We start from the raw sequence: 21,389 nt of genomic DNA, 5'->3' as shown, positions 1-21,389 counted from the left end.
TCCAAACCCGTGACGGGCGTTACAGTCGCAGCATCGCCGATGGGAGCGCTTCCATCGACGGTGATACAAGTACTGGATCGCCGGGTGCACCCGTGCCCGGCGCGGCCCAGAGGCCGACGGCGGACCAGCCCGGACGCCGCCGCCGGCCGTCACCCGCCAGACGGAGGGAGGTGGAACCAGAGCCACTCGCGTGGCCCGGCTCCCGCGCGACGCGCACGACGGACGCCAATTCCACTTCGTGCGTGTGTGCACCATCGTTGGGGACGGGGGTTGCCCTCCCCCGTCCCCACACTAAACCCCCGTTGTCGACGGCAAAAGAGGCCGACGGGACAGGCGTGACACGCCACCCGGACGGCCTTTCTCGCTATCCGCCCCACCCCTCGCCGCTCACGCCGCCGCGAGCGACGTTCCCGAGCGACGCCCCCGCCCACCCACTTTCCGGCCGCCCGCCGGCCGCGCCGCACCTCGCCGCGACCGCCGGATCGGGGCCGGCCGCTCCCTGGCTATGATGGGAGCGCTCCCGGCCCAGGGCGGCCCGTCACTCCGAGGAGAAACCTCATGTCGTTACTCACCCGACGGCGCCTGCTCCGCCGCGCCGCCCTGTCCGCGACCGCGGCCGGCGCGGCCCGGACCGGGCTCGCCGGCACCACCGCGGCGGGGGTCGCCGCAACCACAGTCGCGCTCGGCGGCTGCGACAGCCCGCCCGAGCGCACCACCGACCCGGAGCCGGACCGCGGGCTGCGTTTCCCGGACGGCTTCGCCTGGGGTGCGGCGACCTCGGCGTACCAGATCGAGGGGGCCGCGAAGGAGGACGGGCGGGGTGAGTCCGTCTGGGACACCTTCAGCCGCACACCGGGCCGGATCCGCAACGGCGACACCGGCGACGTCGCGGCCGACCACTACCACCGGTACGCGCAGGATCTGGACCTGATGCGCGACCTGGGGCTGCGCAGCTACCGCTTCTCCATCTCCTGGCCCCGCATCCAGGCCGACGGCTCCGGCCGCCCCAACCAGCGCGGCCTCGACTTCTACCGCCGCCTGGTGGACGGGCTGCACGAGCGCGACATTGCGCCGATGGCCACGCTGTTCCACTGGGACCTCCCCCAGGCCCTCCAGGACGCCGGCGGCTGGGAGAACCGGGACACCGCCGAGCGCTTCGCCGAGTACGCCGACGTGGTGTTCCGCGCCCTCGGCGACCGGGTGCCGGTCTGGCTGACCGTCAACGAGCCGAAGACCGTGGTGCAGAACGGCTACATCTGGGGCCACCATGCGCCGGGCATCCGCGACGAGGACGCGGCGTACCTGGTCGCCCACCACCTGCAGCTCGCCCACGGCCTCGCCGTGCAGGCGCTGCGCGCCACCGGCCTCACCGGCCGGATCGGCCCGGCGCTCAACCTGCACCCCTGCTACCCGGCCGACGACTCCGCCGAGTCGGCCGCCGCGACCCGGCTCCACGACGGCTACGAGAACCGCCTCTACCTCGACTCGATCTTCAAGGGCGCGTACCCGCAGGACGTGCTGGACGACCTCGGCCCGGACAGCCGGATGGTCCGCGGCGTCCGCGACGGCGACCTGAAGATCATCTCCAGTCCGGTCGACCTGCTCGCCGTGCAGTACTACACGCCGATCTACGTCACCGGCGACGGCGGCACGGTCCGCAAGTGGCCCACCTCCGAGGCGGAGTGGCAGCAGATCTACCCGGAGGGCATGTACGACATCCTGACCCGGGTCACCCGCGACTACGGCCGGGTGCCGATCACCATCACCGAGAACGGCCTGCCCTGCCCCGACGTGCCCGGCCCGGACGGCAACGTCGACGACGCCGGACGGGTCGCCTTCCTGCGCGACCACTTCGCCGCCGCGCACCGGGCCGTCGGCGACGGGGTGCCGCTGGAGAGCTACCACGTCTGGTCGCTGCTGGACAACTTCGAGTGGGCCGAGGGGTACGAGCAGCGCTGGGGCCTGGTCTACGTGGACTACGCGAGCCAGCGGCGGGTGCTCAAGCGCAGCGCCCACTGGTACCGCGACGTGATCCGCCGCAACGGTCTGTAGGCCACGGCTGCCCGGCCGGCGCGACGCCGGCCGGGCACCGGTCACCTCAGCGCGGCAGCGCCTGCTGGAGTTCGGCGCGCAGCGCCGGGGTGAGCATCTCGCCCGCCTGCTTGGCCAGCCGCGCCATCTCGTAGCCGACCACGCCGATGTCGGCGTCCGCCCCGGCCAGCGTGGCCAGGATCGAGCCGTCCCGGATCTGCATCACCAGGAAGTAGCCGCGCCCCATCTCGACCACCGTCTGCTTGACGACGTCACCGTCGAACATCTGGGCCGCCCCGGCGGTGATGCTCATCAGGCCGGAGGTCACCGCGGCGAGCTTGTCCGCGTGGTCGCGCGGCAGGTGCGCCGAGATCGCCACCAGGAGGCCGTCGGAGGACACCACCACCGCGTGCGCCACCCCCGGAACCCGCTCGGCGAACGCGTTCACCAGCCAGCTCAGGTCGCGTGCCTCCTGGCTCAACGTCGTCACTGTCGTCGTCCTCCTTCATCGCGCGGCAGGTACATCTCGGTGGTCTCCTCGGCCTCGGCCCGCCGTACCCCGCTGTAGAGGCGCGACAGCATGCCGCCGACCGCCTCCGGGTCCGGCTCGTGCCGCACCGCCGGACGGTCGGCCGGGGCGGCCGAGGCGAGCTGGGCCATCGGAACGCGTACCGGCAGGCCCCGCTCGTTCGTCCCTCCGGTCACCGGCGTCGCCGCCGGTGCCGGCGTCACACCCGGCGCCGGCGCGGCCGGTCCCTGCCGGCTGAACCACCCGCCGCCGGCCGCGCCGGCGTCCGGCGTGAGCACGTCCTCGGCCCGTCCCGGGCGGGGACGCGGCACGGTCACCGGCGCGGCGGCCGGCAACGGCGCGGCGGCCCCGGCATCCGTCCCGTCACCCAGCGGCCGCCCGGTCAGCGGGGACATCGGCAGCGCCGCGGGCCGGCCCGGCGCCGGACGCCAGCCGGCCACCGGCAGCTCGGCCGTCGCCGCGGCGAGCGCACCGGACGCGGCGACCGGGCCGGTGAGCGCCGGCTGCGACGTCCCGCGCGCGAGCCGGGCCGGCGTCGCCTGGACCACCTCCGGCGCGGGCGCCTCGGCCAGCAGCTCGACCGGGATCCGCACCCGGGCCACCAGGCCCTCCCGGCCCGCGCTCAACCGCACCCGTACGCCGTGCCGGGCGCTGAGGTGGCTCACCACGAACAGACCCATCCGTTCCGAGGCCGACACGTCGGCGGCCGGCGGCTCGGCGAGCACCGCGTTCGCCTCGGCCAGCGCCGACGGGCTCATGCCCAGCCCTTCGTCGACGATCTGCACGAGCGCGCCCCGGCCGTCGGGCTCGACGACCACCCGCACCGCGGTGTCCGGGCGGGAGAAGGCGGTGGCGTTCTCCAGCAGCTCCGCGAACAGGTGCACCAGGTCGCCCACCGCGTGCCCGACGACGTGCAGGTCGGTCCGGTTCTCGTGGCGCACCCGCTGGTACTGCTCGATCTCCGCGCTCGCGGCCAGCAGCACCGCGCCCAGGCCCACCGGGCGGTTCCACCGCCGGGTCGACTCCGTGCCCGCGAGCACCAGCAGGCTCTCGTCGTTGCGGCGCATACGGGCGGCGAGGTGGTCGAGCTTGAACAGGTTCTCCAGCTGTTCCGGGTCGCTCTCCTCGCGTTCGAGTTCGTCGAGCAGTTCCAGTTGCCGCTCGACGAGCACCTGGCTGCGCCGGGCCAGGTTGACGAACATGGCGTTGACGTTGCGCCGCATCATCGCCTGCTCGACCGCCACGTCGACGGCGCTGCGGTGCACCGCCACGAACGCCTCCGCCAGCTCGCCGATCTCGTCCTGCGAGTCGATCACCGAGGGCGGTACGTCGATCGCGCCGATCGGGCGGTCCACAGTGCGCAGCCGTTGCAGAGTCAGCGGCAGGTCCACCTGCGCGATCCGCAGCGCCTGGCCGCGCAGCTGCCGCATGGCGCGGGCCACCGACCGGCCGACCAGCAGCGAGATCAGCACCGCGACCAGGAGCACAGTGGCGATCCCGCCGGCCACCAGCAGCGTGTCGCGCAGCTGGCGGGCGCTGGCGTCGTCGGCCTGGCGTACCGCGTCGGCCACGATCTCGCTCTCCAGCTGGCGGAACAGCTCCTGCCGCTGCTCGCTGGCCGCCCACCACTGGGTCGCGTCGAGCAGGACCGGCTTCGCGTCACCGCCGGGCAGCGTCCGCTCCTCCAACCGGGTCGCGGCGACGAAGGCCGGGTCGACCGAGGTGCGGTCGTAGCGGCGGATCTGGTCGGCGGTCGCCGCGACCCGGAACGCGCCGAGCGCGGTGAGCTGCTGGGCCCGCAGGTCGCTGAGCGTCACCTGGTCGTCGGCCTCGTACCGGCCGGACCGGGCGGCGGCGTAGAGCTCGGCGCGGATGCGGGAGGACAGCTCCTTCACCCGGGACAGCTGCACGTACCGCAGCACCGCCTCGGTCAGCTCCTGCCGGCCGCTGCCGGGCGACGGCTCGGCCAGCAGGCTCAGCAGCGCCGCGATCGACCGGTGGTAGTTGCTCAGCACGGTGTCGCTGGAGAGCACCGCCGGCGCCACCGCCGCCCGGATGTTCACCACCTGGTCGTACGCCTCGAGCGCCTCGGAGTAGGAGACCCGCCAGGCGGCGTCCGCGTCGGCCAGCGGCGCGGCGGCGGCGCGCAGCTCGGCCATCGCCCGGTCGGTGGCCTCCTGGAGCGGCTTGAGCGCGGCGACCGCGGCGTCCCGGTCCGCGCCGGTGCCGGCGCGGCGCAGCGCGGCCAGTTCGCCCGCGGTGCGGTCCCGTTCGTGCTGGAGCCGGTCGACGGCGGTGGAGATCTGCCGGCCGATGCCGACCTGCTCGGCGAAGGCGCTCAGCGTGGTGGTCTGCCCGACCAGCCCTCGGGTCTGGATGCCGGCCAGGACGAGGAACGCCAGAGAGGGGATCACCAGCACCGTGGCGAGCTTGGTTCCCATCCGCCAGTCCCGCAGCCGGAACCCGGAGCGCCGCCGGTGCGGCGCAGGGGCCGCACCGCGAGCCGGGTCGGGAGCTGCGCCCACGGTTGCCTCCTCGTCCCGCCCCACCACGTCGGGGAGCGGAGTCCATCCAATCAGGCCGTCGGTCGGTGTCAACGGCCGCCCGGACGGCATGACCAGGACGGTCAGCGCCTCGGGTGGACGGTCACGCGTGCGAGGCGGCCTCGTCCGTCCGGCCGATCCCGGCGATCTCGTCCGCCTCCGTGAGCCGGCCGAGCGCGACGAGCGCGGCGCCGGTGGCGCCGATCTCCGGGTTGCGTTGCCAGCACACCCGGCGGGGCGCGAGCACGTCGAGGAACGCCCCGCGCCACCACGGCGAGGCGGTCAGCGCCCCACCGCCGAGGATCACCTCCATCGGCTCGCCGATACCGGCCTCCAGCAGCGTCAGGTCGTCCGCGACGAGCCGGCACAGGCCGCTCATCAGCCCGGCCAGGATGTCCACGGCTGTCGTGCCGAAGCTGAGCCCGCGCAGCTCCCCCGAGCCCGCCGGGGCGACCCCCGGTGGCCGGTCGCCGCCGAAGCGGGGGTTCGCCCGCACCGAACCGGCGACGCGATCGAGCGCCGCCTCCAGCTCCGCGCCGTCCGGCAGCCGCAGCTCGCGCGCCGCCCAGGCGAACAGGTTGCCGCCGCTGGAGTACGCCGCGCCGGTCACCACGTGGTTGTGGTCGACCCGGTACCGCCAGAGCTGCTCCGGCAGCGGCGGCGGCTCCGCACCGGCCGGCACGGCCTGGATCATGCGGACCGCCGCGGAGGTGCCGACTGTCACCGCCGCGCGGGTCGGGTCGACGCAGCCCGAGCCGACGTTGGCGGCCGCGCCGTCGCCGACCGGCGGCGCCCACCGCGCGCCGGCCAGCTGCGGCCAGCGCCGCGCGTACGCCGCGTTCAGCCGGCCGTGCCAGCCGTCCGGGGCCAGCCGCAGCATCTGATCCGGGCGTACGCCGGCCAGCTCGCACGCCTCCGGATCCCAGTCCAGGCGGCGCAGATCGAGCAGCCCGGTGCCGGAGGCCAGCGAGATCGACATCGGCGCGTCGTCGAGCAGCGTGCCGAGCACGTACTCGGCGAGCCCCGTGAAGCGGGCGGACCCGTCGACGCGCTCACGCAGCCAGGGCAGCCGCACCGACCAGTAGCAGCGGTGCCACCAGGTGCCGGTACGCCCGTGGAAGTCCGCCGGGTCGGCCGGCCCGGTCGCTCCGGGAAGCGGCTCCGGCCGGGTGTCCAGCCAGGTCAGCACCGGCCCCGACGGTGTGCCGTCGGGCGCCACCGGCAGCACCGAGTGCCACTGCGCGGAGGTGGCCACGAGGTCCACGTCCCGCAGGTGCCCGCCGGCGGCCAGCTCGTCCAGGCACTCCACCAGGCACGCCAGGTAGGCCGGGCCGTCGAGCGTCCCGCTGCCGTCGTCCCCGGTGACCAGGCGCACCCGGCGCCGGGCCAGCGCGCCCGGGCGCGGCACGGCGTCCGCGTCGAGCACCAGGCCGCGCACCGAGGAGGTGCCCAGGTCCAGAGCGAGAATGTCCATCGCCGGTCAACCTACCCGGCGGGACCGGCGGTCACGCCAAGATCCGTACCCGGTGACGCGCGATCGGGTTCCACGGCGCCTGCCGATCGCGTACAGTGATCGTCATGCCCGCGCACCTGTCCTGCTGGTGGCCCGCCGACCCGGCGGCCCACCCCCGCGCGTAGCTTCCCCACGCGGCCGCCCGACGAGGCGGCCGCCGGTCTTCCCCGGCATCCCGGGTCGCCTTCACCGGCGGCCACCGGCCCACCGAGGAGACCCGATGACCCGCCTGTCCGACCCGCTCGCCGCCGTCGCGGCCGGCCGCGACCCCGGCCCGTTCGCGCTCGTCCGCCGCGAGGGCGCCGACCACGTCGACCTGTTCACCGGCCCGGTACGCACCGCCGGCCGGCTCGCCGACCTGCCGCTGCCCGAGGACGGCGCCGGTCCGCACACGCTGGCCCTGGTGCCGTTCCGGCAGGTCACCGAACGCGGTTTCGAGTGCGTCGACGACGGGCTGCCGCTGGAGTTCCTGGCGGTCGAGGCACACCGGCGGATACCGCTGGCCGAAGTGCTCGACGACCTGCCCGACGCCGAGGTGCGCACCCGCGACGCCGGCTTCGACATCGCCGACGACGAGTACGCGGCGATCGTGGAACGGGTGCTGGCCGACGAGATCGGCCGGGGCGAGGGGGCGAACTTCGTCATCCACCGCACCATGCGCGCCACAGTGCAGGGCGACCCGCTTGCGGCGGCCCTGGCCGCGCTGCGCCGGCTGCTGCTGCGCGAACGGGGCGCGTACTGGACGTTCCTGGTGCACACCGGCACCCGCATCCTCGTCGGCGCCAGCCCCGAGCGGCACGTCAGCGTCGCCGACGGGCTGGTCGAGATGAACCCGATCAGCGGCACGTTCCGGCACCGGGGCGAGACCGTCGACCGGGCTGAGCTGCTGCGCTTCCTGCACGACGAGAAGGAGGTGGAGGAGCTGTACATGGTGCTGGACGAGGAGCTGAAGATGATGGCCGTGGTCGCCGAGCACGGCGGCCAGGTGGTCGGGCCGTACCTGAAGGAGATGGCGCACCTGGCGCACACCGAGTACCTGCTGGCCGGGCGCTGCTCCCGGGACGTACGCGACGTGCTGCGGGAGACCATGTTCGCGCCCACCGTCACCGGCAGCCCGATGGAGAACGCCTGCCGGGTGATCGCCCGACACGAGCGCACCGGCCGGCGCTACTACGCCGGGGTGCTCGCACTGCTGGGCCGCGACGAGCAGGGCCGGCAGACGCTCGACGCGCCGATCCTGATCCGTACCGCCGAGATCTCCCCCACCGGCGCGCTGCGGGTGCCGGTCGGCGCGACGCTGGTCCGGCACTCGACCACCGCCGGGGAGGTGGCCGAGACGCACGCGAAGGCCGCCGGTGTGCTGGCCGCGCTGGGTCTCGGCCCGGACGCGCCGCGCTCCGCCGGCGAGCCGGCCGTCCGGTACGCCGACGACCCCGAGGTACGCGCCGCGCTGGCCGCCCGCAACGCCCCACTGGCCCGGTTCTGGCTGGAGCAGCGGGAACCGGGCGCGCTCGCGCTGCGCGGGCTGGCCGGGCGCCGGGCGCTGATCGTCGACGGCGAGGACACGTTCACCGGCATGCTGGCCCACCAGCTCGGCGCGCTGGGCCTGGCGGTGACCCGCCGGGACTGGCCGGACCCGGGCCCGCTGGACGGCTACGACCTGGTGGTGGTCGGCCCCGGGCCGGGTGACCCGCGGGACGCGACCGCGCCGAAGATGGTGGCGCTGCGGACGCTGCTGACCGAGCTGCTCGCGTCCGGCCGGCCGACGCTCGCGGTGTGCCTGGGCCACCAGTTGCTCGCCGGGCTGCTGGGCCTGCCGCTGCACCGCCGCGACGCCCCGTACCAGGGGTTGCCGCGGGACGTGCCGGTGTTCGGGACGACCCGCCGGGTCGGGTTCTACGCCAGCTTCACCGCGCTCGCCGACGCCGACCGGGTGGCCGGCCCGTACGGCCCGGTCGAGGTGTCCCGCGACCCGGCCGACGGCGCGGTGCACGCGCTGCGCGGCGCGGGCTTCGCCGGGGTGCAGTTCCACCCGGAGTCGGTGCTCAGCCAGGACGGTACGAGGGTCCTGGCGGACCTGCTCGGGCATCTGCTCGACCGGCCGGCGCTGAGCGCGCATGGAGCGGCCGATCGCGGGTAGGGCTCTGGCGACCGGTGGTCCGGACGGGTTCGAGAGCCCCCGTCCGGCCACCGGTCACCAGTCGGGTCAGCCGGCCATGCCCCGCTTCAGCGCGGCGCCCATCAGCACGGCCCGCTTGGCGGTGAGCGCGGTGGCCGCCAGTGCCACGTGGTCCGGTGCGACCTCACCGTTGTTGCTGGTGTGCGAGGCGCCGTACGGGTTGCCGGCGACGAACTGGCTCGGGTCGGTGTAGCCGGGGGTCACCACGATGCCGCCCCAGTGGTAGAAGACCGTGTACAGCGACAGCAGCGTCGCCTCCTGGCCGCCGTGCAACGTCGCGGTCGAGGTGAACCCGCTGTAGACCTTGTCGGCGAGCGCGCCCGCTGCCCAGAGCGGGCCGGTGGTGTCGATGAACTGCTTGAGCTGGGCGGCGATCATGCCGTACCGGGTCGGCGAACCCATGATGACCACGTCGGCCCAGGACAGGTCGTCCGGCTGCGCCTCCATCACGTCCTGGGTCTCCAGCCGGTGCGCGTGCCAGCCGGAGTTGGAGCGGATCGCCTCGTCGGGCGCCAGCTCACGTACCTTGCGCAGACGCACCTCGGCGCCGGCCTCGCCCGCCGCCTCGACCGCCGCCTGCGCCATCTGGTAGGTGATGCCGGTCGCGCTGTAATAGATCACCGCGACCTTGACCTGGCCATCCATCAGACGTTCCCTCCTCGTTTCGGGTCAGCTCCGGCGACTACCCGTTACTTGTTCCGTCAAACTCCGGGCGTGGCATGCTCTCCGGGTGGAGATCCGCACCGCCACGCCGGCCGACTGGCCGCTGATCTGGCCGTTCCTGCGTGCGATCGTGGCGGCCGGCGAGACGTACACCTGGCCCCGGGACGTCACGGAGCAGCAGGCCCGCAGGCTCTGGATGCCGGCCCCGCCGGCGCGGACGGTGGTCGCGGTGGCGCCGGACGGTGCAGTGCTCGGCTCGGCCAAGCTGGCGCCCAACCAGGGCGGTCCCGGCGACCACGTGGCGAACGCCTCGTTCATGGTCGCCCCGGCCGCCGCCGGGCGCGGCGTCGGCCGGGCGCTGGCGGCGTACGTGCTCGACGCGGCCCGGGCCGACGACTACCGCGCCATGCAGTTCAACGCCGTGGTGGCCACGAACACACGGGCCGTCGAGCTGTGGCGGTCGCTGGGCTTCGAGGTGATCGGCCGGGTGCCGGAGGGCTTCCGGCACCCCACCCGGGGGTACGTCGATCTGCTGGTCATGTACCGGCGCCTGGACTGAGCCGGCTCAAGATTTGCGCAAGTTCCGCCGGCAACCGCTGTACCGGCCCAGCTCACACGGGATGCTGGTCGAACCGGCGCCGGCCGCAGCGGCCGCCCCCGCGCCGGGAACCTGAACGGGGGATCGCGCTGGTGTCGGCAGCGCCGCCGGCGCAGCGCGATCAGGGGCCGCGTTGTCGTACCCCGGGCCTACGCTGACGCCCGTGACCGTACGCCTCAACCGCGCCGAGGCGCTCGCGCTGCGCATGACCGGCCTGCTGTTGCGCCCGCACCCCACCACCCGCCCGCGGGGCGTCGCCGACGTGGTCGAGTGGTTCGGCGCCATGCAGGCGCAGGACGCGGCGAGCGGGCTGTGGTCGCTCGGCGTACGCCTTCCCGGCGCCACCCAGGACGACGTCCGCGCGGCGCTGGAGCGGCGCGAGGCGCTGCGCACCTGGCCGATGCGCGGCACCGTGCACCTGGTCCCGGCGCGCGACGCGCGGTGGATGCTGGAGCTGACCGGGGTGCGGACGCTTGTGGGCATCGCCGGTCGGTGGCGGCAGCTCGGGCTGACCGTCGCCGACGGCGAGCGGGCCTGTGACGTGCTGGGCGCGGCGCTGACCGGGGGCGGCCGGCTCACCCGCGCCCGATGCGTTGCCGCGTTGCGCGCCGCCGGGCTGGACACGGGCGATCAGCGCGGCTACCACCTGCTCTTGTTCACCAGCCTGCGCGGCGTCACCTGCATCGCCCCGCACGTCGGCACCGAGCAGACGTTCGCGCTGCTCGACGAGTGGGCGCCCGAGCCGCACCGCCCGGAGCGGGACGAGGCGCTGGCGTTGCTGGCGCACCGCTTCGTACGCGGCCACGGCCCGGTGAGCCGGCACGAGCTGGCCCGCTGGACCGGCCTGACCCTCACCGACGCGACCCGGGCGATCACGCTGGCCGGTGACCTGCTCGCCCCGGTCGAGGTCGACGGCGAGCCCGCAGTGGTCGACACCGCGCTGCTCGACGCGCCCCGCGCGCCGGTCGACGACCTGCACACGCTGCCCGGCTTCGACGAATACCTGCTCGGCTTCAAGGACCGCTCGCTGATGCTCGACCCGGCGCACGCCGCCGCTGTGGTCCCGGGCAACAACGGGGTGTTCCGGTCGACTGTGGTGCGCGGCGGGCGCGTGGTCGGCACCTGGACGCGGACGCTCGGCGCGAGGGCGGTGACGGTGAAGGTGCAGCAGCTCGTGCCGTTCGACGCCGCGCTGCGCGCCCGGGTGGACGCCGCGCTCACCGCTTACGCCCGCTTCCTCAGCCTGGAGCTGCGCCACTCCTGGTGACCACGCCCCCGCGGACCGGGCACGCTGAGCGGAACGCCATGGGTGTCAAAGCGGGGCCGAAGCACCCATGGCGTTCCACTCAGCCCGATGAGGGGCGGGGGCGGATCAGTCGGCCAGCGCGCCGGCGGAGCGGCCCTCGTGCAGCGTCAGGTTGCGGCCGCTGCCCGGGTCGAACAGGTGGATCTTCTCCAGGTTGAACCAGACCCGGCGCGACTCGCCCTCGCGTACCGGCGACTCCGCCGACAGCCGGGTGACCAGGTTCGACCCGGCGCCGGCGAAGTCCGCCGCACCCGTGTCAGCGGCCAGCTCCTCCAGCTCGGCGGCGGTGGCCCGCTCCCCCTCGACGGTGAAGTAGACGTACTTGTCCGAGCCCATCGACTCGACGATGTCCACCGGCGCCTCGAACTCCATGCCCCGGCGGCGGGTCTCGTCGTCGATCAGCGCCGCGTCCTCGAAGTGCTCCGGGCGGATGCCCAGGATCAGCTCCCGGGGCGCGTCGCCGCCTTCCAGCTCGCGGCGGATCCGGTCGCCGACCGGCACGTCACCGAGCGCGGTCCGCAGCCGGCCGTCCTCCACGACGGCGTGCACGAAGTTCATCGAGGGCGAGCCGATGAACCCGGCGACGAAGAGGTTGCGCGGGTGGTCGTACAGCTCCTGCGGCGGCCCGACCTGCTGCACCGCCCCGCCCCGCATGATGACCACCCGGTCGCCGAGCGTCATCGCCTCGGTCTGGTCGTGCGTGACGTAGACGGTGGTGGTGCCGAGCTGCTTCTGGAGCCGCGACACCACGGTGCGCATCTGCACCCGCAGCTTGGCGTCCAGGTTCGACAGCGGCTCGTCCATCAGGAACGCCTTGGGCTGCCGGACGATCGCCCGTCCCATCGCCACCCGCTGCCGCTGGCCGCCGGACAGGTTGGCCGGCCTGCGGTCCAGCAGCGCGGTCAGCTCCAGCACCTTCGCCGCCTCGTCGACCTTCTGGTTGATGGTCTCCTTGTCCATCTTCGCCAGCCGCAGCGGGAACGCCATGTTCTCCCGCACGGTCATGTTCGGGTAGAGCGCGTACGACTGGAAGACCATCGCGATGTCGCGGTCCCGGGGCGCCTTGTCGTTGACCCGCTCGCCGCCGATGCGCAGCTCACCGGAGCTGATGTCCTCCAGCCCGGCGATCATGTTGAGCGTGGTGGACTTCCCGCAGCCGGAGGGGCCGACCAGGATCACGAACTCGCCGTCGGCGATCTCCAGGTCGACGTCCTGTACGGCGGTGGTCCCGTCCGGGAACCGCTTGCTCACCTTGTCCAGCACGATGTCGGCCATTGCTACCACCTATCCCTTGACTGCGCCGGAGGTCAGACCGGAGACGATGCGGCGCTGGAAGAAGAGCACGAACAGGATGATCGGCACGGTGATCACCACGGCGGCGGCGCAGATCGCCCCGGTGGGGTCCTCGAACTGCGACTCGCCGGTGAAGAACTGCAGGGCCACCGGAACCGTGCGGGACCGCTCGGTCGAGGTGAGCGTGATCGCGAACAGGAAGTCGTTCCAGCAGAAGATGAAGACCAGGATGGCCGTGGTGAACACGCCGGGCGCGGCCAGCGGGGCGATCACCCGCCGGAACGCCTGTCCCTGGGTGGCGCCGTCCATCTTCGCCGCCTTCTCCAGGTCCCACGGGATCTGCTTGAAGAACGCCGACAGCGTGTAGATCGCCAGCGGCAGCGCGAACGTGATGTACGGCAGGATCAGTCCGGGCCAGGTGTCGAACAACCCGAGCTGCCGCTCGATCTCGAACAGCGGCGACACCAGCGACACCTGCGGGAACATCGCGATCAGCAGCGAGACTCCGACCAGCAGCTTCTTGCCGGGGAAGTCGAGCCGGGAGATCGCGTACGCGGCCATCGTCCCGAGCACCACGGCGATCGCGGTGGCGATCAGCGCGATGCCGATGGAGTTGACCAGGGCCCGGACGAACTGGTCGGTGTCGAAGATGGTCCGGTAGTTGTCGAGCGTCCACTCCCGCGGCCAGAACTTGCCGTCGGTGAGCGTGGCCGGGGTCTTGAACGACAGCGAGGCGATCCAGAGCACGGGGACCAGCGCGAAGACGACGACCACGACGTCCAGCAGGCCCCAGCGCAGCTTCGCCCGCGTGGTGGTTTCCACTGCCATGTCAGCGCCTCTCCCCATCGTCGCTGCCCGGGGCAGCGGTGCCGAACAGCTTCACGAACACGAAGGCGATGATCGCCACGGTGATGAAGATCAGCACCGACATCGTGGAGCCGATGCCGAGGTTCAGGCCCCGGATCAGGTTGTTGTAGGCGAGCATCGACACCGACGACGTCTCGTTGCCGCCGTTGGTGAGCACGAAGATGTTGTCGAAGACGCGGAACGCGTCGAGCGTGCGGAACAGCAGCGCGACCAGGATGGCCGGCTTCATCACCGGCAGCATCACCTTGGTGAACCGCTGCCACGCCGTCGCGCCGTCGGTGGAGGCCGCCTTGAGCAGGTCCTCCGGCACCAGCGCCAGCCCGGCCATCAGCAGCAGCGCCATGAACGGGGTGGTCTTCCAGATCTCCGCCAGCATGATGATCGCCAGCGAGCTGGCCCGCTCGGTCAGCGGGGCGCTGCCGTCGAACAGGTTCGCCAGGTAGCCGGTGCCGGGCGTCCAGGCGTACCGCCAGGAGAAGGCCGCGACCACTGTGACGATGCCGTACGGGATCAGCGCGGCGGTGCGGACGATGCCGCGGCCGACGAGCGTCCGGTGCATGATCAGCGCCAGGCCCATGCCGAGCACCAGCTCGACCGCGACGGTGACCACCGTGATCAGCGCGGTCACCCCGAACGCGGTCCACCAGAAGTCGTTCGTCAGCACGGTGACGTAGTTCTCCAGGCCGACGAACTCCCGCTCGTCGGGGAAGCGCAGGTCGAAGCGCTGCAGCGACAGCCAGACCGAGTACAGGATCGGGTACGCGGTGACCAGCACCATGACCAGCGCGGCCGGCGCGCACAGCAGCAGGCCGAGGCGCCGCTCGGCGCGCTTGTTGTCACTCAGCGGGGCGCGGGAGCCGCGCCGGGACCGCTGCTCCGGTACGGCGGCGTGTCGGCCGCCGGGCTGCTCGGCCTCGGCCTCGGCGGCGGCCTGCGCGCCGGCCGGGGTGGCGTTCACGCTCATGGCAGAACCCCCTTGGACTCCAGCGCGTCGGAGATCGCCTTGCGCAGCTCGTCAGCGGTCTGCTCGGGCCGGATCGCCGACGGCGGCGACAGGATCGCCGACATCACCGTGGAGATGCTCTGGTACGCCGGGGTCAGCGGCCGCACCGCCGGCTCCTTCAGCTCCTCCAGGATGGTCTCCTTCATCGGGTACGCCTCGGTCATCTCCGGGTCGTCGTAGACGGCCTCGATGGTGGGCGGCACGCCGTCGTTGACGGCGGAGAACTTCTGGTTCTCGGCGTTACGCAGGCAGCGGGCCGCCTCGAACGACTCCTCCGGGTGCTTCGAGTAGGTGCTGACCGCCAGGTTGACCCCGCCGATGGTGACCTTGCTGGGGGTGCCCGGGTCGATGCCCGGCACCCGGGCCCACTTGACGTTCTTCGCCAGCTCGGGGTTGGCCTCCTGGAGCGCCGGATAGACGAACGGCCAGTTCACCTGGAACGCGCCCTTGCCGGACTGGAACTCCAGCCGCACCGGGTCCTCCAGCGCGTTGCTGAACGACGGCGAGGTCACGCCCGACGTGGCGAACTTCTTGAGCTGGTCGAGTGCGCGTACCGCGCCGGCGTCCATCTCCGCCTTCTTGCCGTCGTCACTGAGGATCTTGCCGCCGGCGCTCTCGGCGAGCGTGTTGTAGAGCACCACCAGGCCCTCGTACTGGGCGCCCATGGTCAGCACCTGGTACGGCTTGCCCTGCTCCTTGAGCTGCTGGGCGGCCGAGATCATCTCGTCCCAGGTCTTGGGCGGCTGCGACACCAGGTCGGACCGGTACCACAGCAGCTGCACGTTGGTGTTCTTGGGCGCGGCGTAGAGCTTGTCCTCGTACCGGGCGGTGTCCAGCGGGCCGCCCAGCGTGCCCTGCTCGACCTCGGCCTTGTCCTGACCGGTCCACTCCCGGATCCACTTCGCGCTGGCGAACTCCTGGGTCCACGTGACGTCCAGGCCGAGCACGTCCATCCCGTTGTCCTGCGCGGCGAGCCGCCGCACCATCTGCACCCGCTGCTCGTCGGCCTCGCGCGGCAGCACCCGGTAGTCGATCCGGTACCGCCCCTGGGCCTGCGTGTTGCAGGTGTCGACGACCTTCTGCAGGTTCTGCTCCGGCGGGTAGTACAGGTTGATCGTGGGGACGCCGCCGTCGCCGCCGGATCCGCAGGCGGCCAGCGGGGCCACCAACGCGAGCGCGGCGGCCGCTGCCGCCGCGCGTCCGGCCGGCCGCCGTGCGGCCGTGTCGGGGACTGTCGTCATCACCCTCCCCCTCTCTTCGGCGAAGATCCGGGGAGTGAGCCGCGCCCCGGTGCACGGCGAGACGACCGGGGCATCGGCCCGATCGCCCGACGCCCCGGGCGTGTCGTGCGGCTGAACGTGCCCGACCTGCGACGGAGCGAAACATCACGGACATGTGACGGCGACGGCACGAACCGGGCCGGGGCGATCGACACGTCGTCCCACGTAGTGAAACGGCGAGGCTACCCAGCGTCAGCGGTCTGCACTAGCGTGGGGCTGGCTCCGTAGCCGGCGCGTCGCCGTCGACGCCGATGCGCCTCCGGCCGTCCCCCATCGCCCGCCCGATCGGTTGGTTCTGACGGGAAGTGCCGTGCGCGCGTTCCCCGGTTGGGCAGGATTCCCCCGAGGAGGTGCCGTCGTGCAGGACACCCGCGCTCTCGCCCTGACGTTCGAGGTGAGCGGCCTGCCCCCGGTCAAGACCGAGGCCCTGTCCATCTTCGCCGCCGGGCACCGGCAGGCGACGAGGGTCCGCACCCTGCTTCAGGCCGCCTGCACGGCGGCCCAGCGCACCGGGTGGACCCCGCTGACCGGGCCGGTCGAGGTGGACCTGACCCTGCGCTGTCCGCCCGGGCACCGCACCTCCGACGCCAGCACGCTGCTGGGCGGCGTGTGCGCGGTGCTCCAGGACAAGAAGCGGGTCTCCAGCATCGGTCTCGCCCACCTCGGGGTGCTGGTCGACGTCGCGCTCTGGTCCGACGACCGGCAGATCCGCCGGCTGTCGTACGTCGAGGAGCCGGCGGAGGATTTCTCGTATCGGGTCCGGGTGTCGGCCGTACCGACGATGGTTTGACCGACGTCCGCGGTGGGGTACCGCGGACGCCGAGGAAGGGAGTGCCGATGTCGGAGCCACACGTCACGCTCGATCCGAGCGGGCTCGACCCTGTGCAGCAGAAGCTGCGCGGCCCGCTTGAGGATCAGCTGACCTCGGCCCTCCAGGCGGCCGCCGACCGGGTCCGCGCCGGCTACGCGGGCGAGCCGGTGGAGGACGTCTGCCGTCGGTTGCTCGACGAGACCCGCTCCGGCCTGCACCCGGACATCGCGGCCGGCTTCCAGCCGGACATGGACGAGTTCTGCCGGGTGGCGGTGGCGATCGTGCGGGGCGAGCTGACCTGAGTCACCGACGTCACGAGAATTGAGTACCCGTACCGATGGCGGGGCCGCCCGCGGCGACGACAATTCTCCCCGTGCGAACTCGAATCATGGTCGTTCTTGCCGTCCTCGGGCTGGCCGGGCTGATGGCGACCACCGGTTGTTCCCTGCGGCAGAGCATCTGCGGCAGCGACGAGTACCCGGTGATCGCGGTCGGCCCGCAGGGCGGCAGCTCCTGCGTGCCGGACGGTGAGGAACCGACGCCGCCGTACGTGCGCTACCCGGAGGGCAAGGTGCCGAAGCACGTCGACGACGAGTGGGACGTCTACTGGCGTACCCACGGCATCGACGAGAACAACAACATCATCGACCGCTGACCCGTCGGCCCGCACCGGTCCCGCCGGTGCGGGCCGCGTCAGCTCCGCCGCACGTCGACCGAGACGACGTGCGTGCCGTCCGGGCGGTCGCCCTCCCCCAGCCGCACCGGCAGCCGGCCGCCCTCGGGCGGTCGCAGGCCGAGCCCGAAGCTGAGGTGCCCCTCGAAGTCGCCGGCCACGGCCCATCCGCGCAGCGTCGGGAAGCGGATGGCCGCCGGTGGCAGGTCCGCCGTACCGCCGCCGCGGGCGTCGTGCGCCTGGGCCGGCTCGAAACGCACCGACAGGTACGCCGTGCCGGGCAGCGCGACCGGTGCTCCACGCCCCTCGGTCACCACCTGCGGCACGTAGGCGACCTCGTAGGACGGTGTGGGTCCGCGGAAGGCGAACGTGATCCGGCTGAACCCCTCCGCCGGGTGGTCGCCGACGTCGACCGCCACCAGGACGGGCAGCGGTTCCCCGGGCGGCGGGGTGACCGGCACCCGTACCCGATGGGTCACCCGGGCGGGGCCGCCGGGCACCGCCCAGCCCCAGGTGACGCGCCAGGATCCGGCGGTCGACGCGGCCTCGGTCGGCACGGGCGGGGTGGGCGTGGCTTCCGGCGCATCGGTCCCGGCCGGCGCGGACGCCGCCGCGACCGTCGGGGTGGGCGCCGGGGACGCGCCGTCGTGGCCGGTCGCCGTGCAGGCCGCCGCGAACAGCACGACCAGGCCGGCGAGCAGCGGTACGCGCTGAGGTGTCATGACTCAGTGTCGCTCCGTGACCGGCCCGCGCACCAGAGGTGTCCCACCGGCAATCCGGGCGGCGGTGAGGGGTGCCGGACGGGTCAGGACCGGGTCCGCAACTCCCCGGTCCTGACCCCGGCCGTCCGGTTCGGTAGCGGTCTGCGCCGCGGGAACGCGGCAGGCGTGGCACGACGCCTTCCGCCGGGCTCCGCACGGCGAGCCGGTATGCCCGCACTCAGCTCCACGGTGCTCTTACCACCGGACTCCGGTGCGCCCCCGTCTCACCCCGACGAGACGTGGGCGCCGGCTCAGGTTAGGCGCGTCCGCGCAGGCCGGACAAGCGATGACCGGCGACCGCGCTTGTGATTGATGTCTATGCCGAATTGCGGCATGTCGGCGTAACGGGGTCAGCCGGTTTCGCGCTGTTCGACTTCGAGACGCGGACTGCGCCCGGCCGGTCGCGGCGGGACGGTCCGGGCCGCGACGGCCCCGGCGACGAGCGCCAGCGCGGCCACGTGCAGCGCCCGGACGCCCGCCGGGGCGGGGACGCCGGCCGCCGGCAGCGCGGGCATCAGCAGCGCGCCGAGCCCGGTGACCGCCAGCGCCACCCGCCAGAACACCAACGGGTTCGCCTCCGGCACGGGTTCGCGTACGCCACCGGTCCGCACGCCGCGGCGGGCCTCGGAGACGGCCAGGACGACCACCAGCAGCGCACCGGCGAGACCGGCCACCACGTCCACGAACCGGTACCAGTACACGCCGGTCACGGCGTGGAAGTCGGCGATCCCCAGCAGCCGGGGCAGCCGCTCGCTGTCGCTGACCCGGTCCCACGCCACGTGGCTGAACGCGCCGATGAGCACCGAGCAGACGGTGACCTGCCAGGGGTGGCGTACCCGGGCCAGGCTCGCGTACCAGGGCCAGCCGAACAACCGCTGCCCGGGCAGGTGCACCGCAATGCCGGCGATCACGCGGCGCACCACCCAGGCGTACACGAGAGCGACCGGCAGGCACCACCAGAGCAGGCCGCCGAGCGTATGCGTGCGCAGGTTCTGGGCCGGCGCCGTGCCGGTGAACAGGTACGCGACGTCCGGCGCCACAGCGCCGGTGCACAGCGCCACCCCGTCGAACCAGCCCGGCCGCCACAGCTTCAGCGGCAGCACCGGCGCCAGGTGCGACGGGAAGGTCAGCGGCACGTCCCGGACGTTACCGGCCCGGTCAGAAGTGGTGGACCAGGTCGGGGAACGCGGCCAGCCGGATCACCCACTGGTCGGACGGGTCCAGCTCGTCGTGCTCCAGGACCCACGTGTTCTCGTTCGGGATGAAGACCGCGTTCATCCCGGCCGCCCGCGCGGGCAGGATGTCCGAGCGCGGCGAGTTGCCGATCATCCAGGCGGCGGCCGGGTCGAAGGCGTGCTCGCGGGCCAGCCAGCGGTAGGTGTCCGCGTCCTTCTCCGGCACGATGTGCGCGGCGCGGAAGTGGTGCAGCAGCCCGCACGCGTCCAGCTTGCGCTGCTGCTCCTCGCGCTCGCCCTTGGTCAGCAGCAGCAGCTCGTGCCGCCCGGCCAGGTCGTCGAGCGTCTCGGCCACGCCCGGCATCAGCTCCACCTGGTGCCCGACCAGCGCCGCGGCGAGCTGCTCGATCTCGGTGCGCTCCCGCGCGGTGGCCGGACGCTCGCGCAGCTTCTCCAGGCACTCGCCGAGGCTGCGCAGGAAGACCTTGCTGCCGTAGCCGTGCGCAACGGCGTTCGCGCGCTCGATGTCGTCGAGCACCGCGCGGATCCGGGCCCGGTCCAGCGTGGGGTGGTCGAGCCAGGTGAGGAAGTCGTCGATGACGCGCTCGAACAGGACGTTGTTCTCCCAGAGCGTGTCGTCGGCGTCGAAGACCAGCACGGCGGCGTCCCGGCGCGACGGCATCGCGTCCCCCTCCCCCTCGCGGACCTCGCACACCGTACTGTCCGACCGCCGGACGGGCCACGCGGATTATCCGGTCGGCGGCCCGTTACCGGCGGCTACCCGACTGCGGAATCCCTGGTCCGACGGCATGCTTCGGCCATGACGATCTCACCCGATCATCCACCTGGACGACGGCGCCGGCGGCGCGCCGCCGTCGCGGTGGCCGCGACGCTCGCCGTCGCGGGCGCGGCGCTGCCGGGATCCCCGGCGCTGGCCGTCAACGCCTCACACACCACAGTGGTCGGCACCAACCCGGTCGACTGGACGCCGCACGCGCTGGACGGCACCGTCCACCGCATCCTCCAGATCGGCAACCGCGTGTACGTGGCAGGCACGTTCACCAAGGTGCGCAACGCCGGCCAGTCGGCCCAGCTGGCGATGCCCCGGCTGGTGGCGCTGGACGCGACCACCGGCCGGATCGACACCACGTTCCGGCCGCAGGTCAACGGCGCGGTCAAGGCGCTCGCCGCCGCGCCGGACGGCCGCTCGCTCTACATCGGCGGCGCGTTCACCACTGTCAACGGCACGGCGGCGTCCCGGCTGGCCCGGATCGACGCGGCCACCGGCGCCCGGGTCGCCGGTTTCACCACGCCGGCGCTGAACAACCAGGTGAACGACGTACGCCTGGTCGGCAACCGGCTGATCGTCGGCGGCGCGTTCCAGACCGTCGGCGGGGTGACCCGGCGTGCCCTGGCGGCGGTGAACGCCACCACCGGGGCGGCCGACGCGTCGGTCAACCTGAACCTGGCCGGCCCGCGCAAGACCACGTCCGGCGCCACCGCGCCGGTGAAGGTCGAGGCGCTGGACGTCTCCGCCGACGGCACCCGGCTGGTGTTCGCCGGCAACTTCAGCACGGTGGCGGGGGTGGCCCGGCACCAGCTGGCGGTGGCGAACCTGTCCGGCGCGGGCGCCACGCTCTCCGGCTGGGCCACCGACCGCTACCAGCCGCAGTGCGCGCGGTCGATGCCGTCGTACCTGCGCGGGGTGGACATCTCCCCGGACGGCACCTGGTTCGCGGTGGTCACCACCGGCGCGGCGTTCCCCGGCACGCTCTGCGACGCCGCGGCACGCTTCGAGTTCGGTACGGCCACCGGCGGCAAACAGCCGACCTGGGCCAACTACACCGGCGGCGACACGCTGCTGTCGGTGGCGGTGACCGGCACGGCGGTCTACGTCGGCGGGCACCAGCGCTGGCTGGACAACCCGCAGGGCCGCAACTCGGCCGGCCCGGGCGCGGTGTCCCGGCCGGGCATCGGGGCGATCCACCCGACCACGGGCAAGGCGCTGCCCTGGAACCCGACCAAGGACCGCGGGGTGGGCACCGGCGAGCTGTACGCCACCGACCGGGGTCTGTGGGTCGGCAGCGACACGGTGACGGTGGCCGGCGAGTACCACGCCCGGCTGGCGTTCCTGCCGCTGCCGTGAGCGTGCGGGGCTCGGCGG

19 protein-coding genes are annotated in these 21,389 nt (G+C 73.4%); 8 read left to right on the top strand and 11 right to left on the bottom strand.

The features are described from left to right. Positions 1-558 precede the first annotated feature (558 nt). Complete coding sequence (locus IF06_RS0119915; protein WP_013287299.1) at positions 559-2,052, top strand: GH1 family beta-glucosidase; 1,494 nt, start codon at positions 559-561, stop codon at positions 2,050-2,052. Between the two features lie 46 nt (positions 2,053-2,098). Here the strand turns inward: IF06_RS0119915 and IF06_RS0119910 are convergent, their stop codons facing one another. Genes IF06_RS0119910 through IF06_RS0119900 form a run of 3 tightly spaced genes read right to left on the bottom strand, consistent with a single transcriptional unit; the run spans position 2,099 to position 6,577 of the window. Then, entirely contained in the window at positions 2,099-2,512 is a 414-nt protein-coding gene (locus tag IF06_RS0119910) for a roadblock/LC7 domain-containing protein (RefSeq protein WP_196806755.1), read from the bottom strand. A gap of 5 nt (positions 2,513-2,517) precedes the next feature. Continuing rightward, a complete protein-coding gene (locus IF06_RS0119905) occupies positions 2,518-5,175 on the bottom strand; it encodes a nitrate- and nitrite sensing domain-containing protein (RefSeq protein WP_030272764.1) in 2,658 nt (885 codons plus the stop codon). A 31-nt stretch (positions 5,176-5,206) separates the two neighbouring features. Beyond that, a complete protein-coding gene (locus IF06_RS0119900; protein ID WP_030272762.1) occupies positions 5,207-6,577 on the bottom strand; it encodes an FGGY family carbohydrate kinase in 1,371 nt (456 codons plus the stop codon). A gap of 259 nt (positions 6,578-6,836) precedes the next feature. Here IF06_RS0119900 and IF06_RS0119895 point away from each other — a divergent pair, with 259 nt between their 5' ends. Then, on the top strand, positions 6,837-8,756 hold the full coding sequence (locus IF06_RS0119895; protein ID WP_030272760.1) for a chorismate-binding protein: 1,920 nt from the start codon (positions 6,837-6,839) through the stop codon (positions 8,754-8,756). 66 nt (positions 8,757-8,822) lie between these two features. On the opposite strand, the gene wrbA is transcribed toward IF06_RS0119895, so the two are convergent. Beyond that, positions 8,823-9,440, bottom strand: a complete 618-nt coding sequence (gene wrbA / locus IF06_RS0119890) for an NAD(P)H:quinone oxidoreductase (RefSeq protein ID WP_030272758.1) — start codon at positions 9,438-9,440, stop codon at positions 8,823-8,825. 85 nt (positions 9,441-9,525) lie between these two features. Between wrbA and IF06_RS0119885 the strand changes: the two genes are divergently transcribed. Together IF06_RS0119885 and IF06_RS0119880 are read left to right on the top strand one after the other, a co-directional pair. Further along, entirely contained in the window at positions 9,526-10,017 is a 492-nt protein-coding gene (locus IF06_RS0119885; protein ID WP_030272756.1) for a GNAT family N-acetyltransferase, read from the top strand. 202 nt (positions 10,018-10,219) lie between these two features. After that, positions 10,220-11,323: a winged helix DNA-binding domain-containing protein gene (locus tag IF06_RS0119880; RefSeq protein ID WP_036311177.1), complete on the top strand. Its 1,104-nt coding sequence runs from the start codon at positions 10,220-10,222 to the stop codon at positions 11,321-11,323. 105 nt (positions 11,324-11,428) lie between these two features. On the opposite strand, the gene IF06_RS0119875 is transcribed toward IF06_RS0119880, so the two are convergent. Genes IF06_RS0119875 through IF06_RS0119860 form a run of 4 tightly spaced genes read right to left on the bottom strand, consistent with a single transcriptional unit; the run spans position 11,429 to position 15,766 of the window. After that, the gene (locus tag IF06_RS0119875; protein WP_013287307.1) at positions 11,429-12,637 is read right to left on the bottom strand and encodes an ABC transporter ATP-binding protein; all 1,209 of its coding nucleotides are present in this window, start codon (positions 12,635-12,637) and stop codon (positions 11,429-11,431) included. A gap of 9 nt (positions 12,638-12,646) precedes the next feature. Beyond that, on the bottom strand, positions 12,647-13,483 hold the full coding sequence (locus tag IF06_RS0119870) for a carbohydrate ABC transporter permease (protein WP_013287308.1): 837 nt from the start codon (positions 13,481-13,483) through the stop codon (positions 12,647-12,649). 1 nt (position 13,484) lies between these two features. Continuing rightward, positions 13,485-14,486, bottom strand: a complete 1,002-nt coding sequence (locus IF06_RS0119865) for a carbohydrate ABC transporter permease (RefSeq protein ID WP_013287309.1) — start codon at positions 14,484-14,486, stop codon at positions 13,485-13,487. Continuing rightward, positions 14,483-15,766 (bottom strand): ABC transporter substrate-binding protein, encoded by a 1,284-nt coding sequence (locus IF06_RS0119860; protein WP_030272752.1) that lies wholly within the window; start codon positions 15,764-15,766, stop codon positions 14,483-14,485. Before IF06_RS0119860 ends, IF06_RS0119865 begins: the two co-directional genes overlap by 4 nt. A gap of 397 nt (positions 15,767-16,163) precedes the next feature. Here IF06_RS0119860 and IF06_RS0119855 point away from each other — a divergent pair, with 397 nt between their 5' ends. From IF06_RS0119855 to IF06_RS0119845, 3 genes are all read left to right on the top strand, one after another. Beyond that, positions 16,164-16,595, top strand: coding sequence for a hypothetical protein (locus IF06_RS0119855; RefSeq protein ID WP_013287311.1), 432 nt, complete (start codon positions 16,164-16,166; stop codon positions 16,593-16,595). A 47-nt stretch (positions 16,596-16,642) separates the two neighbouring features. After that, positions 16,643-16,918 (top strand): hypothetical protein, encoded by a 276-nt coding sequence (locus IF06_RS0119850; protein ID WP_013287312.1) that lies wholly within the window; start codon positions 16,643-16,645, stop codon positions 16,916-16,918. Between the two features lie 71 nt (positions 16,919-16,989). Further along, positions 16,990-17,271 (top strand): SCO0607 family lipoprotein, encoded by a 282-nt coding sequence (locus IF06_RS0119845; RefSeq protein WP_225319692.1) that lies wholly within the window; start codon positions 16,990-16,992, stop codon positions 17,269-17,271. 38 nt (positions 17,272-17,309) lie between these two features. Here the strand turns inward: IF06_RS0119845 and IF06_RS0119840 are convergent, their stop codons facing one another. The 3 genes from IF06_RS0119840 to IF06_RS0119830 form a co-directional block, all read right to left on the bottom strand. Then, positions 17,310-18,011: an AMIN-like domain-containing (lipo)protein gene (locus IF06_RS0119840; RefSeq protein ID WP_013287314.1), complete on the bottom strand. Its 702-nt coding sequence runs from the start codon at positions 18,009-18,011 to the stop codon at positions 17,310-17,312. A gap of 389 nt (positions 18,012-18,400) precedes the next feature. Then, positions 18,401-19,186, bottom strand: a complete 786-nt coding sequence (locus IF06_RS0119835; protein ID WP_030272750.1) for a DUF4184 family protein — start codon at positions 19,184-19,186, stop codon at positions 18,401-18,403. A gap of 22 nt (positions 19,187-19,208) precedes the next feature. Next, positions 19,209-19,907 (bottom strand): HAD family hydrolase, encoded by a 699-nt coding sequence (locus IF06_RS0119830; RefSeq protein WP_030272748.1) that lies wholly within the window; start codon positions 19,905-19,907, stop codon positions 19,209-19,211. A 138-nt stretch (positions 19,908-20,045) separates the two neighbouring features. Between IF06_RS0119830 and IF06_RS0119825 the strand changes: the two genes are divergently transcribed. After that, on the top strand, positions 20,046-21,371 hold the full coding sequence (locus IF06_RS0119825; protein ID WP_232236722.1) for a hypothetical protein: 1,326 nt from the start codon (positions 20,046-20,048) through the stop codon (positions 21,369-21,371). Positions 21,372-21,389 lie beyond the last annotated feature (18 nt).

Source organism: Micromonospora globosa, from assembly GCF_000717585.1.
In the GTDB taxonomy this organism is placed as follows: Bacteria; Actinomycetota; Actinomycetes; order Mycobacteriales; family Micromonosporaceae; genus Micromonospora; species Micromonospora aurantiaca.
This window is presented reverse-complemented; position numbering and strand designations above follow the sequence as displayed.

Excerpts from the sequence above, each read along its gene's own strand:
- IF06_RS0119915 (WP_013287299.1), top strand. The coding sequence starts at position 559 with ATGTCGTTACTCACCCGACGGCGCCTGCTCCGCCGCGCCGCCCTGTCC.
- IF06_RS0119905 (WP_030272764.1), bottom strand. The coding sequence starts at position 5,175 with ATGCCGTCCGGGCGGCCGTTGACACCGACCGACGGCCTGATTGGATGG.
- IF06_RS0119900 (WP_030272762.1), bottom strand. The coding sequence starts at position 6,577 with ATGGACATTCTCGCTCTGGACCTGGGCACCTCCTCGGTGCGCGGCCTG.
- IF06_RS0119895 (WP_030272760.1), top strand. The coding sequence starts at position 6,837 with ATGACCCGCCTGTCCGACCCGCTCGCCGCCGTCGCGGCCGGCCGCGAC.
- wrbA (WP_030272758.1), bottom strand. The coding sequence starts at position 9,440 with ATGGATGGCCAGGTCAAGGTCGCGGTGATCTATTACAGCGCGACCGGC.
- IF06_RS0119875 (WP_013287307.1), bottom strand. The coding sequence starts at position 12,637 with ATGGCCGACATCGTGCTGGACAAGGTGAGCAAGCGGTTCCCGGACGGG.
- IF06_RS0119870 (WP_013287308.1), bottom strand. The coding sequence starts at position 13,483 with ATGGCAGTGGAAACCACCACGCGGGCGAAGCTGCGCTGGGGCCTGCTG.
- IF06_RS0119865 (WP_013287309.1), bottom strand. The coding sequence starts at position 14,486 with ATGAGCGTGAACGCCACCCCGGCCGGCGCGCAGGCCGCCGCCGAGGCC.
- IF06_RS0119860 (WP_030272752.1), bottom strand. The coding sequence starts at position 15,766 with ATGACGACAGTCCCCGACACGGCCGCACGGCGGCCGGCCGGACGCGCG.
- IF06_RS0119850 (WP_013287312.1), top strand. The coding sequence starts at position 16,643 with ATGTCGGAGCCACACGTCACGCTCGATCCGAGCGGGCTCGACCCTGTG.
- IF06_RS0119840 (WP_013287314.1), bottom strand. The coding sequence starts at position 18,011 with ATGACACCTCAGCGCGTACCGCTGCTCGCCGGCCTGGTCGTGCTGTTC.
- IF06_RS0119830 (WP_030272748.1), bottom strand. The coding sequence starts at position 19,907 with ATGCCGTCGCGCCGGGACGCCGCCGTGCTGGTCTTCGACGCCGACGAC.
- IF06_RS0119825 (WP_232236722.1), top strand. The coding sequence starts at position 20,046 with ATGACGATCTCACCCGATCATCCACCTGGACGACGGCGCCGGCGGCGC.